Annotated in this window: 13 protein-coding genes and 1 pseudogene; 4 read left to right on the top strand and 10 right to left on the bottom strand. The window is 67.7% G+C overall.

Annotation, left to right across the window (positions count from 1 at the left end):
• Position 1 precedes the first annotated feature (1 nt).
• From GV792_RS17025 to GV792_RS17015, 3 genes are all read right to left on the bottom strand, one after another.
• Positions 2–1510, bottom strand: a complete 1509-nt coding sequence (locus GV792_RS17025) for an aldehyde dehydrogenase family protein (protein ID WP_163825101.1) — start codon at positions 1508–1510, stop codon at positions 2–4.
• Positions 1511–1593: 83 nt separating this feature from the next.
• Positions 1594–3267, bottom strand: a complete 1674-nt coding sequence (locus GV792_RS17020; RefSeq protein ID WP_163825100.1) for a sigma-54-dependent Fis family transcriptional regulator — start codon at positions 3265–3267, stop codon at positions 1594–1596.
• Between the two features lie 258 nt (positions 3268–3525).
• Complete coding sequence (locus tag GV792_RS17015) at positions 3526–4332, bottom strand: NmrA family NAD(P)-binding protein (RefSeq protein ID WP_163825099.1); 807 nt, start codon at positions 4330–4332, stop codon at positions 3526–3528.
• Positions 4333–4442: 110 nt separating this feature from the next.
• Between GV792_RS17015 and ggt the strand changes: the two genes are divergently transcribed.
• A complete protein-coding gene (gene ggt / locus GV792_RS17010; protein WP_163825098.1) occupies positions 4443–6392 on the top strand; it encodes a gamma-glutamyltransferase in 1950 nt (649 codons plus the stop codon).
• Positions 6393–6504: 112 nt separating this feature from the next.
• Here the strand turns inward: ggt and GV792_RS17005 are convergent, their stop codons facing one another.
• The 4 genes from GV792_RS17005 to GV792_RS16990 form a co-directional block, all read right to left on the bottom strand.
• On the bottom strand, positions 6505–7014 hold the full coding sequence (locus GV792_RS17005) for a PH domain-containing protein (RefSeq protein WP_175583010.1): 510 nt from the start codon (positions 7012–7014) through the stop codon (positions 6505–6507).
• 2 nt (positions 7015–7016) lie between these two features.
• On the bottom strand, positions 7017–7496 hold the full coding sequence (gene ribH, locus GV792_RS17000) for a 6,7-dimethyl-8-ribityllumazine synthase (protein ID WP_163825097.1): 480 nt from the start codon (positions 7494–7496) through the stop codon (positions 7017–7019).
• Positions 7497–7524: 28 nt separating this feature from the next.
• Positions 7525–8769: a bifunctional 3,4-dihydroxy-2-butanone-4-phosphate synthase/GTP cyclohydrolase II gene (locus tag GV792_RS16995; RefSeq protein WP_163825096.1), complete on the bottom strand. Its 1245-nt coding sequence runs from the start codon at positions 8767–8769 to the stop codon at positions 7525–7527.
• Positions 8770–8864: 95 nt separating this feature from the next.
• Positions 8865–9488 (bottom strand): riboflavin synthase, encoded by a 624-nt coding sequence (locus GV792_RS16990; RefSeq protein WP_163825095.1) that lies wholly within the window; start codon positions 9486–9488, stop codon positions 8865–8867.
• A gap of 839 nt (positions 9489–10327) precedes the next feature.
• On the opposite strand from GV792_RS16990, the gene GV792_RS16985 reads away from it, so the two are divergent.
• Positions 10328–10798, top strand: coding sequence for a hypothetical protein (locus GV792_RS16985; protein WP_163825094.1), 471 nt, complete (start codon positions 10328–10330; stop codon positions 10796–10798).
• Between the two features lie 18 nt (positions 10799–10816).
• Here the strand turns inward: GV792_RS16985 and rpe are convergent, their stop codons facing one another.
• The gene (gene rpe / locus GV792_RS16980; protein WP_163825160.1) at positions 10817–11473 is read right to left on the bottom strand and encodes a ribulose-phosphate 3-epimerase; all 657 of its coding nucleotides are present in this window, start codon (positions 11471–11473) and stop codon (positions 10817–10819) included.
• Between the two features lie 128 nt (positions 11474–11601).
• Here rpe and GV792_RS16975 point away from each other — a divergent pair, with 128 nt between their 5' ends.
• Positions 11602–12024, top strand: a complete 423-nt coding sequence (locus GV792_RS16975) for an ATP-binding protein (protein WP_163825093.1) — start codon at positions 11602–11604, stop codon at positions 12022–12024.
• Complete coding sequence (locus tag GV792_RS16970) at positions 12024–12947, top strand: RNA polymerase sigma factor SigF (protein WP_163825092.1); 924 nt, start codon at positions 12024–12026, stop codon at positions 12945–12947. Before GV792_RS16975 ends, GV792_RS16970 begins: the two co-directional genes overlap by 1 nt.
• Before the next feature lie 21 nt (positions 12948–12968).
• On the opposite strand, the gene GV792_RS16965 is transcribed toward GV792_RS16970, so the two are convergent.
• Together GV792_RS16965 and GV792_RS16960 are read right to left on the bottom strand one after the other, a co-directional pair.
• The gene (locus GV792_RS16965) at positions 12969–13316 is read right to left on the bottom strand and encodes an MmcQ/YjbR family DNA-binding protein (protein WP_163825091.1); all 348 of its coding nucleotides are present in this window, start codon (positions 13314–13316) and stop codon (positions 12969–12971) included.
• Between the two features lie 130 nt (positions 13317–13446).
• Positions 13447–14775 (bottom strand): annotated as a pseudogene (locus GV792_RS16960) (RsmB/NOP family class I SAM-dependent RNA methyltransferase); the annotation flags it as partial.
• Positions 14776–15138 lie beyond the last annotated feature (363 nt).

Below are 15138 nucleotides of genomic sequence, written 5' to 3'. Positions count from 1 at the left end.
CTCAGAGGGCGACGTTGACGGACTTGGTCTGCAGGTAGAGGTCCATGGCAGCGGCGCCGAGTTCACGGCCCCAACCGGACTGCTTGTATCCGCCGAACGGCATGGCGGTGTCGAACCCGTTGTATTGGTTCACCCACACCGACCCGGCTTTCAGCTGACGCGCCGTGCGGTGAGCTTTGGCGATATCGCGGGTCCACACGCCGGCGGCGAGACCGTACGGGGAGTCGTTGGCGGCCGCCACGGCAGCGCCGATACCGTCGTCCGCGTTGAACGGCAGAGCCGCGACGACCGGACCGAAAATCTCCTCGCGCACAATGCTGAAATCCGGGCGGACATCGACGAACACTGTCGGCTCCACGAAATAGCCCGTGTCACCGTGCCGGTTGCCGCCGGTGAGGGCGCGGGCACCGTCGGCCAGCCCGGCCTGTAGATAGCCGGTGACCCGGTCGAACTGTTCCTTCGATACGAGCGGACCGAGTTCGGTGGCCGGATCCAGACCCGGGCCGATCTTCACCGCCGCCGCCACATCGGCGACCGCCCTGGTGAATTCGTCGAAGATCTTGTCCTCCACGAACAGCCGGGTGCCCGCCACACAGCATTGGCCGTGGTTGAACAGCCACGCATTCACAGATCCGGCCACCGCGGAGTCGAAATCGGCGTCGGCGAACACGACATTCGGGCTTTTGCCGCCCAGCTCCAGCGATACCTTCTTCAAGTTGCCCTTGGCGGCGTCGACCACCAGCTTGCCGACCTCGGTCGACCCGGTGAAGGCGATCTTGTCGACCCCGTCGTGAGCCGACAGCGCTGCGCCCGCGTCCCCGAAGCCGGTCACGATATTCACCACGCCGGGCGGGAAACCGGCCTCCTGGAACACCTCACCCAGCAGCAGCGCGGTCAGCGGGGTCTGTTCGGCGGGCTTGAGTATCACCGTGTTTCCCGCCGCCAGTGCCGGAGCCAGCTTCCATGCCGCCATGAGCAACGGGAAGTTCCACGGCACGATCAGCCCACAGACACCGACCGGTTCGCGCAGTGTGTAGGCGTGAAACTGGGCGCCCGGCGCGAACGGCATGGAGACGTTGACCGTGGAGCCTTCGATCTTGGTGGCCCATCCGGCGTAGTAACGGAACACATCGGCGGCCCACGCGGTGTCCACCGCGGTGGCAATGCTCGCCGATTTGCCGTTGTCCAGGGCCTCCAGCTCACCGAATTCGGCGGCGCGGTCGGACAGGATGTCGCCGACCCGCCAGAGCAGGCGTTCACGCTCGTTCGGCTTCATCCACGGCCAGGGCCCGTCGTCGAATGCCTGCCGTGCCGCCCGCACCGCGCGATCGACATCCTCGGCGCCGCCACGGGCGACCTCGGCGAGGGGCGCGCCGGTCGCCGGATCCTCGGTGGTGAAGGTGCGCCCGGATGCCGCCTCCACCCAGTCACCACCGATGAGCAGCCGCTTGGGCCGATCGAGAAAATCACGGACCTGCGTCCGGATCGGGAATTCCGACACCGTCGTCATCGAACCTCCAAAGGAATCGTGCTGTGACACACGCCATATTCCGATGGAACGGCCCGGGCTAACTGTTCAAAGTCTGAACACCGCTACGAACCGATGTGCAGGGTCCGCATCCGCGCGTAGAGCGTGGTCCGGCTCATACCGAGCTGCCGCGCCGCGTGCACCTTGTTACCGCCACAGTCGGCAAGCGCGGCCATGATGACGCGCCGTTCGGCGAGGTCACGTTCGGACAATCGGGCCAACCGCGACGAAAAGCGGTAGGATTCCGGCAGATCCGCGATATCGATGCGCTCGTCGCGGCAGTTGCGCGCTGCAGCGGACAGCACCGCGCGTAGTTCCGCCATGTTGCCCGGCCATTCCGCAACGCGCAGCGCACCCAGCGCCGACACGGTGATACGTAGCCCCGGACGCAGGGTGGTGAGTATGCGCTCGGTGAGTTCCGGAAGCTCACCGCGCCGATCCCGTAGCGGCACCAGCTCTACCCGATGCGCGCACCGCGCCAACCACCCCGACAGCTCGGGCACGAGCGCGCCGAATGGACCGGAGGTCACCACCAGGCGTGCGGTCCGGGTTGTCGCGAGTAGCTCGCCGAGCATGCCGACCATCTCTGTAGGTAGGTGATCGGCGTTCTCCAGCACCAGGAAATCCGGATCGGCTGCCAGCTGCGCGGTGAGCTCACCCAACCACGGGCCCCAGCCGCACAACGCGATGGTGGCGGCATCGATGGAGCGGGCGTCCGCGGTGTCGACCAGATCGGCGACGGCGGTTCTGCGACCGGTGCCCGGCTCTCCGGCGATGAGCACGGAACCCTCGGCCGCCGCGATGGCGCGCAGTCGCCGTTGTAGCCGGTCACCAGCGGATTCGCTGCGCCCGCGGGTCCGTGCGATCCGCGGCGACCGCCCGGTTCGCACGACGAACAACGCGCCGCCGTCGGTGCCGGGGATGCCGTCGGCTTCGACCAACGCGCGCTCTCCCGAGGACAATTCCAGTGCGATCCGGCGTGTCCCACCGGGTCGAAGATCGAGGGCCAAGTCCCGCAGCATCTGATGGTCGGCCTGATCGAACAGACTCATCGCGGCGGGGTTGGCCAGCACGAGCTCACCACCGATCACAGCCACCGCCAGATTGCGCTGGGCCGGCACCCGCTGGAACGCATCCACCAGCCGCTGCTGGGCGGCGTGGCGCCCTGCCAGCAGCCGCGTTTCGATATCGGCGACCGCCCGCGCCACCAGTGGTGCGAACAGCGGGTTCGCATGGCCGCCACGAGTGGTCAGATCGAGCACGCCCTCGACCCGGCGAGTCGCCGGGTGGATGATGGGCTGCCCGTAACAGCTCATGTCCTTGAACCGTTCGAGGTAGTGCTCGGTCCCGTTGATGACGATGGGCCGTTTCAGTTCCAAGGGAGTGCCGAGGGCGTTCGTACCTGCCTGGTCCTCGCCGAGCCGCGTCCCCACCACCACACCGGCCCGCTCGATCCAGCGGGTCAGGTCGCCGTCGGAGGTGCGCGAGACGATCCGGCCGTCACCATCGGCGAGCAACGCCGCCAGCCCGGTCCCGGACAGCTGCGCGGCCAGTTCCGTGAGAATCGGCTGCGCGGCGTGCAGCAGCCGGTCGGCGCTGTCGAGATCCGGCTGCGGATCGTTGTCGACGTCGGCGCCGGGATCTACCCCGCACATTCGCGACCGCTGCCATGACAGCGCGATATCCGGACGGGGGCCCTCCGCGGCCGGACCGTCTTCGGATACTTCGACCTGCGACATCTCGTTCCTCCGGGGCAGCTTGGCGATTCGTCACCGAGTCCACCGGAGATCCGGGACCGTACTGTCACCGCGGCCGTACTCGATATCGCCTACCGACACATCTCGGCCGCCGCATCCACCGGCTCAGCACTGGACCAGCGGGACGCGCGGCATTCGAACCCGGCTGGCCTCCGGGTTGTCCCGATGGTAGCCAGATCGGTGCCGTGAACGGGCCGCTTTCTCCGGGCCCGGAGGCCCGGAGAAAGGACCATCAGCGTTTCAGAACCGGTCCTTGTGCTCGGTGAGCCATTCGGCGAAGGTCCTGGCCGGGCGGCCGAGCACCTGTTCGAGTGTCCCGTCCGGAGTCCGGGCCGATTCCGGCGGATCGGCGTACCAGCCGATGACGTATTCGGCGTCGGCGAGGGATACCCCGGTGGCGAGCAACCGGTCGATGGCCTGCTGCCTGGTCATCTGCGCGAAGGTGAGGTCGCGGCCGATGGCCTCGGACAGCATCGCGACCCGTTGTCTCGGGGTCAGCGCCTCCGATCCCGAGAGGTTGTAGGCCCGGCCCGCGTGTCCGTCCTCAGTGAGGGCCACGGCGGCCACCGCGCCGAGGTCGGCTTCGTGCACCACGGCGCTCGGGAAGTCGAACGGCTCACGCACCACGCCCTCGGTGCGGATCGACTCGACCCAGGTGAGGGTGTTGGACATGAACTCCTGGGGTTCGAGCCGAGTCCAGCTCACACCCGATTCCGCGACGGCGGTTTCGGCGGGGCCGACATGCCCACCCCAGAGAATAGTGAGGCGTTCGACTCCCGCGAGCACCGCGCGGCGAACCAACTCCGGACCGGCCTCCGCCACCCCGGGGGTTACCGTGATGTGCAAACCGGTCGCACCGTCCAATGCGGCCGCGAGGGTGTCCGGTTCGGTGTGGCTACCGGCCACCAGCTCCGCGCCCGCAGGCAGCACAGCCGCCGCACGCTGCGGATCTCGGGTGAGCGCGCGCACGGCGCTGCCTCTCCGCAACAGCTCGGCCACCACGTGCCGCCCGGTGTTTCCCGTTGCGCCCGTTACCAATATCGACATTGCAGACTCCTTTCCTTGCGCGACGCTACTAGCTGAACCTTTGTTCAGGTCAAGCCGCGTTCGGCCGCGAAAGCCGGGTCGGTGCCGATGACGGGCGATACAGTCCGTGCATGACCCGCATGCGACAGATTCGGATCGGTGCGGCCGTGGTTGCGGCGCTCGTGATTTCGCTGGCCACCGGCTGCGCGGACGATGCCGAGGAGACCGCGGCCTGCACCACCGCTCCCAACGGCACGGTGATCACGGCCGCACCCGCCACCGAGGGCGGTGCGCCCACCACGCAGAACTTGAGCACCAATCCCGAGATCGCCTCCGGATACCGCAGCGACATGACGCCGGTGCGCACCGCGACCTTTGCGGTGTCCACTGCGAATCCGCTCGCAACCCAGGCGGCCTGCGAAGTGCTGCGGGACGGCGGTACCGCAGCCGATGCGCTGATCACGGCACAGACGGTGCTCGGACTGGTCGAACCGCAGGCCTCCGGTATCGGCGGTGGCGCGTTCTTGGTCTACTACGACGCGGCCAGCAAATCCGTGGAGGCCTATGACGGCCGGGAAACGGCACCGGCCGCCGCCACCGAGAACTATCTGCGCTGGGTCAGCGATACCGACCGCACCGCACCGAAACCGGACGCGCGGGCCAGCGGCCGGGCGATCGCGGTGCCAGGGGTGCTGCGCATGCTCGAACTCAGCCACCGTGAGCACGGCAAGACACCATGGGCGGACCTGTTCGACCCGGCGGTATCGCTGGCCGACCGCGGCTTCGAGATCAGTCCACGCCTTGCAGGCCAGATCGCTGAATCCGCACCGAATCTCGCGGTGGACGAATCCGCCAAGGCGTACTTCCTCAACCCCGACGGCTCGCCCAAACCGGCCGGCATGGTCCTCACCAATCCCGCGATGTCGAAGACGCTGAACGCCGTCGCTACCGACGGAGCCGACGCCTTCTACACCGGCGCCATCGCCCGCGACATCGTCGACGCCGCCACCTCCGGCTCCGGCGGGCGCACCCCCAGCCTCCTCACCACCGAGGATCTGGCGAACTACCAAGCGAAGAAGCGCACCGCGCTGTGCACCGACTACCGCGCGCACGAAATCTGCGGTATGCCTGCGCCGTCCTCGGGCGGTATCGCCGTCGCCGCCACGCTCGGCATCCTGTCCAACTTCGATCTGGCCGCCCTCGGCCCGGACAATGTCGATCGCAACGGCGGCAAGCCGAAAGCCGAAGCGGTGCATCTGATCTCCGAAGCGGAACGGCTGGCCTACGCCGACCGGAACAAGTACGTCGCCGATACCGATTTCGTGCCACTGCCGGGCAATTCCCCCGAGACGCTCGTCAACCCCGAGTACCTGAAGGGCCGCGCCGCCCTGATCAATCCGGGCCGCAGTATGGGTACCGCACAGCCCGGTGATTTCGGGCCGGTACCGGTCGGTGTCGGGCCGCAGACGCCCGAGCACGGCACCAGCCACATCTCGATCGTGGACTCCTACGGCAATGCCGCCGCCATGACCACCACGGTGGAATCGGCCTTCGGCTCGTTCCACATGGCGGATGGGTTCGTGCTGAACAACCAGATGACCGACTTCGCCGCCGAACCGATCGGCGAGGACGGTCTGCCGGTGGCCAATCGCGTCGAGCCCGGTAAGCGACCGCGCAGTTCGATGAGCCCGACCCTGGTGTTTTCCGACGGCGCCGACGGTGCGCGCGGAGAACTCACCCACGTCGCGGGGTCACCGGGCGGTTCGGTGATCATTCAGTACGTGGTCAAAACACTGATCGGCATGCTGGATTGGGGCCTGGACCCGCAGCAGGCCGTATCGGCGGTGTCCTTCGGTGCGGCCAACACGCCGGTCACCGGGGTGGGTGGTGAGCATCCAGCGATCGACGCGAGCGACGACGGTGCCCATGACCCGCTGATCGTGCGCCTACGCGAACTCGGACACGAGGTGTCGGTGGCACCGCAAACGAGTGGATTGAGCGTGGTTCGCCGCGACGGTGACGGTTGGATCGGCGGCGCAGACCCACGCCGCGAAGGTGAAGTGCTCGGCGACACCCGCTGATCGATCGCCGTTGCGCCGAGGGCGGGGACACCGGTCGGCGCCGGTGTCCCCACTGCCCGGAACTCGCGTCCTCCGGCCGGCTCGCTGAATCGGGCATGCCGATCCCGAGCGCTCAGTCCGTGGAACCGGAGTATTTCGCGCCCAGCTCACGCAACCGATCGAGTGCGGCGGCCGCATATTCCTTGTCATTGGAGCGGATGGCCAGCATCGGCACATAGTCGTCGTCGACGAGTTCCAGACGTGCCCAGGACTTACGATCCGGGAAGGAGACCCCGCGAACGTATTTCCATGGGAACTCGTTGTCCCCGAGCACATTGCGGACCACCACGCCCTTGGGGCCGACCCGCACCCGTGGGCGCGTGAGCAGAAGTACCGCGCACGCGCCGAGCACGCCGATCCCGGCCATGGCGAACTGATCGAGCACCCGGAAATGCACGCCGGTGGAGCCGACGCGCAGGAAGATCCCGGCGGCGGTGAACGCGATCACCAGGATCACCGCGACCACGATCGCGGTCCGCCGCGCCCGGCGCGGGCGAACCTCGAGATCCCAGACGGGCTGCTCGGTGGCCGACCCGGCCGGTGCCGGGCCCGCATTCCTGCGCCAGATGCGGACGACGGGCATCGTCAGTTCGACCCGCGCAGCGAGCGCAGAGTCAACGCGGCATCGAGGGCGGCGGCACAGGCCTGCTCGCCCTTGTCCTCCGCGGAGCCGGGCAGCCCGGCCCGGTCCAGCGCCTGCTTCTCGTTGTTGGTGGTGAGCACACCATTGGCGACCGGGGTGCCTTCATCGAGCGATACCCGGGTCAGGCCCGCGGTGACCGCGTCACAGACATATTCGAAATGCGGTGTGTCGCCACGGATCACCACGCCGAGCGCGACGACGGCGTCGTGGGTGCGAGCGAGTTCCTGCGCGACGACCGGCAGCTCCATCGCACCCGCACAGCGCACCACCGTCACCTTGCGCACGCCGGCTTCCTTCGCCACGCGCTCGGCGTTGGCGACCAGGGTGTCGCAGATCTGGGTATGCCAGCGCGAGGCGACGATACCGAGCTCGAGCTCCTTGGCATCCTCGAGCGCGAAAGTGGGTACGCCGGTACCGCTCATCGGTTCTCGCCTTTCCGTCCGACCGGATTCACTGCGCGGTCTCTCCCAGATCCAGGTCGTCCAGACCGATCAGGTCGTGACCCATGCGGTCGCGCTTGGTGCGCAGATACCGCAGGTTCTCGGCATTGGCGCGCACCGGCATGGGTACCCGCTCGGTGATCCGCAGCCCGTAGCCGTCGAGTCCGACGCGCTTGGCCGGGTTGTTGGTCAACAGCCGCATCGAGCGGATGCCGAGGTCGACCAGGATCTGCGCACCGGTGCCGTAGTCGCGGGCGTCGGCGGGCAACCCGAGCTCGATGTTCGCATCGACGGTGTCGTGGCCGGAATCCTGCAACTGGTAGGCCTGCAACTTGTGCATCAGCCCGATGCCGCGGCCCTCGTGCCCGCGCATATAGAGCACCACACCGCGTCCCTCGGCGGCCACCATCTCCATGGCGGCGTCCAGCTGCGGACCGCAATCGCAGCGCAGCGAGCCGAACACATCGCCGGTGAGGCATTCCGAATGCACCCGGACCAGGACGTCGTCACCGTCGAGGATGTCGCCGCGCACCAGCGCCACATGCTCGACCTCGTCGTAGATGCTCTGGTAGCCGACCGCGGTGAACTCGCCGTGCACGGTGGGGATACGCGCCTCGGCCACCCGCACCACATGCTTTTCGTGCTTGCGGCGCCAGGCGATCATGTCGGCGATGGAGATCAGTGCGAGCTCGTGCTCGTCGGCGAAGACGCGCAGTTCCTCGGTGCGGGCCATGTGCCCGTCGTCCTTCTGGCTGACGATCTCGCAGATCACGCCGGCCGGACGCAGCCCGGCCATGCGCGAGAGGTCTACTGCGGCTTCGGTGTGCCCCGGCCTGCGCAGCACGCCACCGTCCTTGGCGCGCAGCGGCACCACATGACCGGGGCGGGTGAAGTCGTCGGCCTTGGCGTCGGCGTCGGCGAGCAGCCGGATGGTGGTGGCCCGGTCCGCGCCGGAGATCCCGGTGCTGACGCCTTCCTTGGCGTCGACCGACACCGTGTAGGCGGTGCCGTGCTTGTCCTGGTTGAGCGCGTACATCGGCGGCAGGCCGAGACGATCGCAGTCCTCACCGGTGAGGGGCACACAGATATACCCGGACGTGTAGCGGATCATGAAGGCCATCAGCTCCGGGGTGGCCTTCTCGGCCGCGAAGATGAGGTCGCCCTCGTTCTCCCGGTCCTCGTCGTCGACGACGACGACCGCCTTACCGGCGGCGATATCGGCGACTGCGCGCTCGATGCTGTCGAACCTGGTCACGTCTGTTGTGCTCCATCTCGAATAAGGTGCCACCCCACACTACTGGGTGGGGAGTGTCGCTCCGGAGGCAGTGGCCCGCCTGGTGGACGGTGTGGTCAGCCGCGCTGCTGGAGGCGTTCGACGTACTTGGCGATGACGTCCACCTCCAGGTTCACCACGGTGCCGGGGGCGGCGGTGCCGAGGTTGGTCATCGACAGCGTGGTCGGAATGAGGGAGACCTCGAACCAGTCGCTGTTGCCGTCGGTGGCAGGGGCATCGGACAGGCCGAGCCCGGAGACGGTCAGGGAGATGCCGTCGACGGTGATGGAGCCCTTCTCGACCACGTACTTGGCGATGGCGTCGGGCAGCGAGATCCGAACGACCTCCCAGTTCTCCGACGGGGTGCGCGAGAGCACGGTGCCGGTGCCGTCGACATGCCCCTGCACCAGGTGTCCGCCCAGGCGGCTGTCGAGTGCCGCGGCGCGCTCCAGATTGACCTTGGCGCCGGAGGTGAGTCCACCGATGCTGGAACGGTTCAGGGTTTCGGCCATCACGTCGACGGTGAAGGAATTGCCGTCGACCACATCGACGACGGTCAGGCAGACCCCGTTGACGGCAATCGAGTCGCCGTGGCCGGCATCGGAGGTCACCAGTGTGCCCCGGATCGTCAACCGTGCGGCGTCGGCCAGCTGCTCGGTGGCGACGATCTCGCCCAGCTCCTCGACGATGCCTGTGAACATGCCTGACTCCCTGTCGCGTGTGGTCTTCCGGTTGCGGAACGGCCGTGACCGGGACCGGTATTCCCGAGGGCCGTGCCGTGCTCGTGATTCACCCTAATTCGCGCCACCGGGCTCGGTGAGCGCGGCCGGACCACATCCGCCGCAACCATCGGCGGTAATTCACCGCGGGGAGCGAGCCGCGGAGCGGGTCGACCTCGGACAGCGAGACCGTGACACGCCGTCGAACCCAACCGTCGGGCCGTGTCCGTCCCAGCCGAACGGGGACCGATAATTTTCGGCCAGGGAATTCTTTACCGATATTCGGAAAATACCGCTCGTTCGGTCCGTAGCCTTTGTTGGGCGGCATTTTGCACAACGCACAGAAGAATGTCATGTAACGCCCGTACAGTCGGTGCCCGTACGAAACACCGCCGAAACATAAATTTCCGCAATCTCTTGCGCCGGGCAGAATATTGACGCAAAATCGTTATGTAGCCGACTCCCACCGTTCAACAGCACCAGCGTTTCCGTACGGCAGAGTGACCACGGACGACAGAGTCCTACACGGCAGTTCGATCTCGGCACGCCACACGTGACACCTCACCACCGACCACAGTTTCCCCTGCCATGAGCACGCTGGTAAACCATTGTGCACCAAGGTGTTTCAGATCCTGGCAGCACAACCTGTCGTCGGATCAGCACGAGGCCGATCGCGCGACGGCGCCACCGCATCACTACAGCAAGTCCACCACTCGAGGAAGCCGAAAGATCACCGTGGACAGAATCGAGATCGGCGCAGACACCGAGCCCGTCGATCAGCACACATCCACCAGCGAAAACCACACCACCGGGGGTGCGGCGTGACAACGCTCGTCGATTTCACACTGGAAAACCGTTGCGTCAGCTATCGGCGCGAATACCAGTTCCCAGCCACCATCGACCCCACCTCACGACGCATACTCCTGAAAATGGGTGCCCGGTACGGCGCCATTACCATGCCCGCCGAACTCGGCGAACGCGTACAACAACGGCTGCGCCTGGCCGACATCGCCGGACCCGTCGTCGCGCATCCCCGGGCCCTCCGCTGGACCTTCCTTACCGGCCCAGCCCGCCCCGACAGCCTCACCGCCGCCGAATCCGCCGAACTGTTCCGCCTCTACGCCACCGTCGCCAGCGCAGGCAGCCACATCGTGCTGCCCTCCCCCGACGACGAACGCACCGGCTATCGGAGCTGGGTGAAGGCACCCGAAAGCGGTACCGATCGGCCGCCGCAAAGCGCCGTCATCGAAGCCATCCGAGCGCTCGGCACCCGCAGGATCAAGCAGGTATAGCGCCGCGGCGATCCCGGCTCAGCGCGCCCACACCGTGGCGGCCTGCCTGCGCAGCGTCTCCACGGTGGCGCCGGGATCAGCGGTGTTGTAGACCGCCGAACCGGCGACGAAGCAATCGATACCGGCCTCGGCGGCCTGCTCGATGGTGTCGGCATTGATACCACCATCGATCTCCACCACCAGCCGCAACTCACCCGAATCCACCAGACGCCGCACGGTGCGCGCCTTGTCCAGCACATGCGCGATGAACGACTGCCCGCCGAAACCGGGCTCGACGCTCATCACCAGCAGAGTGTCGAAATCGCGCAAGATCTCCAGATACGGCTCGATCGGCGTGTTCGGCTTCACCGACAAGCCCGCCTTCGCGCCCGCCGCCCGGATATCGCGCGCCACCGCCACCGGATTGTCGGTGGCCTCCGCGTGGAAGGTCACGTTGTAGGCGCCTGCCTCCGCATACGGCGGAGCCCAACGGCCCGGATCCTCGATCATCAGATGGCAGTCCAGCGGAATGTCGGTGGCCTTGAGCAGACTCTCCACCACCGGCAGCCCCAGGGTCAGATTCGGAACGAAGTGCGCGTCCATCACATCGACATGCAGCCAGTCGGCAGTGGACACGGCATTCGCCTCGTCCGCGAGATGCGCGAAATCGGCGGACAGAATCGACGGAGCGATCATCGGGGACTTGGGGCGGGAGAACGTCGGCGTGGACACAACGCGGCAGTTTAACGGTAGGGCGCGCGCACTGCGGGATGGGTCACAGCCGTAGTTGGGTTGCCGGGGCCCGGAGTGGGTAGCCTCATGGCGTGATCAATATTTCGGCGGAACAGGGGCTCTACAGCACCCCGGTGGAAATTCGGGTCGCGGCATCGGTCGGTCAGTTGCCGATCGTGCGCGGGCTCGCCGAAACGCTGGTCCTGCTCAGTGATTTCACCCTGGACGAAGTCGCCGATATCCGACTCGCCGTCGACGAAGTGTGCTCGACGCTCATCGCTGTCGCCGCACCCGACAGCAGCCTGCACTGCCGGTTCACCGTCGGTGACCTGGAACTGCGCGTGCACGTGTCCGGGGTTGCCGCCGACGAAGGGCTGCCCGACCAGCGCAGCTTCGGCTGGCATGTGCTTCGCACGCTCACCGATTCGGTCGAAGCGATCCAGAGCCCCTTCGATCCGGCCGCCTCCGGGTACCCCACGACGGTCGAATTCCGTCGCGTCCGAGGGAAGGCGTAGTGGCCGACGAGGACACCGTGCTCGACTCCGCAGACAACGACGGTGCTCCCGAAACACCCGACCCCACCGCACAGCACGACGACAGCACCGAACAGCCCGCCGACAACGCCCAACAGCCCGCCGACGTCGAGCAGCCCGAGGACACCGACGAGGACACAGAAACCCAGGTGTCCGGATACGACGATGTCGCGGCGCTGTTCACCCGGCTCGCCGCCACCGACACCGGCACCGGCGCCTACACCACGCTGCGCGACGAACTGATCAACCGGTGCATCCCCCTCGCCGACCACATCGCCCGCAAGTTCAGCGGACGCGGCGAACCGTTCGACGATCTCACCCAGGTCGCACGCGTCGGCCTGGTGCATGCCGTGGACCGATTCGACGTCGAACGCGGCTCGAACTTCCTGTCCTTCGCCGTGCCGACCATCATGGGCGAGGTCCGGCGCTACTTCCGTGACAACACCTGGGCGATGCGGGTGCCGCGACGGGTCAAGGAAACCCACCTGCGCATCGGCGCCGCGGTCGACTCGCTGTCCCAAACCCTCGGCCGCTCGCCCACCGCCAAGGAGATCGCGGCCGAACTCGACGTCGACCCGGACGAGGTCACTCAGGCCGTCATCGCGGGCAACGCCTACCAGCCCACCTCTATCGACGCCGCCTCTGTCGGCCGAGATACCGACGCGTCGCTGCTGGACACCCTCGGCGAAGAGGAGTCCCAGTTCGACCGGGTGGAGGAGTACGTCGCCATCCGTCCGTTGCTGGACGGTCTACCCGAACGCGAACGCCGCATTCTCACCATGCGATTCTTCGAATCCATGACGCAGACCCAGATCGCGCAGCAGATGGGAATCTCGCAGATGCATGTCTCCCGCATCCTCGCGAAAACCCTTGCCCGCCTGCGCGAACAGTCCTCGCGGGAATAGCCGGGCCGCTGATTTCCCGGCTCACCCCGCGCCTTCGCGTTCCTTGCGCAGCTTCGCAGGTGCAGACAACCACCACGCCGCATCCAGCAGTTCGCGCAGTTGGTCGATCTCGACCCGGTCGAGATCGATGAGGATGTAGGGATACCCGTCGTAGTGCGGCGTCGTGTAGTACGCCGGATCCCCCGACGCCAGTAGCGCCACCTTCTCCTGCGCGTCACACAGCAACACCAGCCCGCCCTCGGCCTCCACCCGCAGCCGCGCGAACCCCTTCTTGCCCACCTTCAACGCCGGCGTCCGCCACCAGGTCGACTCCTCGACCCCTGGCAACTCCGTCGCCAGCGCCACCACACCCGCCCAGTCGATTCCCATGAGTCGAGTGTGCACCCGTGCTTGCACGGTGGCTTGGACGAATGTCGCAGATCCAGCCACTGCCCTCCGGGTCACCCGATCGCGGCGCCGAGGCCGCCCGTCGCGGACGACGAGCGGCCTCGGAGTGCCACTACACCGGTTTGCGCAGCGCGGCCAGGAACATGGCGTCGGTCCCGTGGCGGTGCGGCCAGAGTTGCGCGCCTGGGCCGGGGCCCAGGTCCGGGACGCCGGGAACGTAGGTGCGGGTGTCGAGTTGTTCGGCGCCGGTGCGGCGGACGGCGTCGGCGACGACGGCCACCGTTTCCGGCAGGTGTGGCGAGCACGTCGAGTAGACGACCACTCCGCCGGGACGAAGGAGATCCCAAGCGGCAGCCAGCAGTTCGCGTTGCAGCACCACCAAGTCGGCGACGTCCGCAGGGGTACGGCGCCAGCGTGCCTCCGGGCGGCGGCGTAGCGCGCCGAGCCCGGTGCACGGTGCGTCGACCAGGATGCGGTCGTAGCCGGGGGTCAGACCGCTGTCGCGGCCGTCGGCGACGTGCACCTGGACGGGGAGATCCGAGGTGGCTTTGCGGACGAGTTCGGCACGGTGCTCGGCGGGCTCCACCGCGTCGACGTGGAAGCGGTCGATCGCGGCGAGCGCACCGAGCAGGGCCGCTTTACCGCCGGGGCCTGCGCACAGATCGAGCCACCTGCCGTTGTCCGGCCCCTCGAGCGGGGCGCGAGTGAGCGCGAGCGCGACCAGCTGGCTGCCTTCGTCCTGCACGGCGGCCATACCTTCGCGCACCGGCTCCAGCTTGCCCGGATCGCCGCCTTCCAGATACACCGCGTATGGCGACCAGCGGCCCTCCTCACCACCGGTGACCAGGGCCAACTCCTCGGCGGTGATATCACCGGGCCGCGCCACCAGATGCACCGACGGACGAGCGTCGTCTGCGGCGAGCGCATCCCCCAGTTCGGCCGCTTCGGCGCCGAGCGCATCGGCGAATGCCTGCGCGATCCAGGTCGGATGCGCGTACTCGAAGGCCAGGTGCCCCACTGGATCGCGTGGCGCGAGCAGCTCGACCCATTCGGCCGCCGCACGCTCTCCCGCACGGCGCAGCACCGCGTTCACGAAACCCGCTTTGCCCGCACCGAATTCGGCCCGCGCCAACGCCACCGAGGTGTCGACTGCGGCATGGGCACCGATCCGGGTGCGCAGCAGCTGGTACACGCCGAGCCGCAAGATATCGAGCAGCGGACCGTCGATATCGGCGACGTCGCGACCGGCGCATTCGGCGATCACCGCATCCAATACGCCCTGCGCCCGGCACGCGCCGTACCCGAGTTCGGTGGCCAACGCCGCGTCCCTGCCCTCGAGTCGGCGTTCGCGCAGCAGGCCAGGCAGCACCAGGTTGGCGTAGGCGTCACGTTCACGCACCGCGCGCAGCGTCTCCAACGCGACCTCCCGCGCCGGATCGACCGATCCGTGCCGCCGGCCCCGATCTTGCGCTCGCGCACCGGCTTTAGCGCCACGATCGCCGGCGGCACCGCGACCTTTCCCGCGGTGATCGGCACCCTTCGACTGGCCGCGACCGCCACCGGTTCCTCGGCCGGATTCACCCGACCGAGCGCCATACCCGGCCGGGCCGCTGCCGCGCTCCCCGCCCGCACCGCCCGATTGACGAGACGGTCGCTCGTCGCGGCCGCGGCCTCCACCGGAGCCTGCCTCGGAAGACCACGAACGACCTCCGGACCTGGACCCTCCCTGGCCGCGCTGGTCTTCCCGGTCACGACACACAGCTTCAGGGCCCGTGCCTCGGCTGCGGCTGTCGCGCTGCCCCCC

The organism is Nocardia cyriacigeorgica (assembly GCF_010868145.1).
In the GTDB taxonomy this organism is placed as follows: Bacteria; Actinomycetota; Actinomycetes; order Mycobacteriales; family Mycobacteriaceae; genus Nocardia; species Nocardia cyriacigeorgica_D.
This window is presented reverse-complemented; position numbering and strand designations above follow the sequence as displayed.

Excerpts from the sequence above, each read along its gene's own strand:
- GV792_RS17025 (WP_163825101.1), bottom strand. The coding sequence starts at position 1,510 with ATGACGACGGTGTCGGAATTCCCGATCCGGACGCAGGTCCGTGATTTT.
- GV792_RS17020 (WP_163825100.1), bottom strand. The coding sequence starts at position 3,267 with ATGTCGCAGGTCGAAGTATCCGAAGACGGTCCGGCCGCGGAGGGCCCC.
- GV792_RS17015 (WP_163825099.1), bottom strand. The coding sequence starts at position 4,332 with ATGTCGATATTGGTAACGGGCGCAACGGGAAACACCGGGCGGCACGTG.
- ggt (WP_163825098.1), top strand. The coding sequence starts at position 4,443 with ATGACCCGCATGCGACAGATTCGGATCGGTGCGGCCGTGGTTGCGGCG.
- GV792_RS17005 (WP_175583010.1), bottom strand. The coding sequence starts at position 7,014 with ATGCCCGTCGTCCGCATCTGGCGCAGGAATGCGGGCCCGGCACCGGCC.
- ribH (WP_163825097.1), bottom strand. The coding sequence starts at position 7,496 with ATGAGCGGTACCGGCGTACCCACTTTCGCGCTCGAGGATGCCAAGGAG.
- GV792_RS16990 (WP_163825095.1), bottom strand. The coding sequence starts at position 9,488 with ATGTTCACAGGCATCGTCGAGGAGCTGGGCGAGATCGTCGCCACCGAG.
- rpe (WP_163825160.1), bottom strand. The coding sequence starts at position 11,473 with ATGATCGCTCCGTCGATTCTGTCCGCCGATTTCGCGCATCTCGCGGAC.
- GV792_RS16965 (WP_163825091.1), bottom strand. The coding sequence starts at position 13,316 with ATGGGAATCGACTGGGCGGGTGTGGTGGCGCTGGCGACGGAGTTGCCA.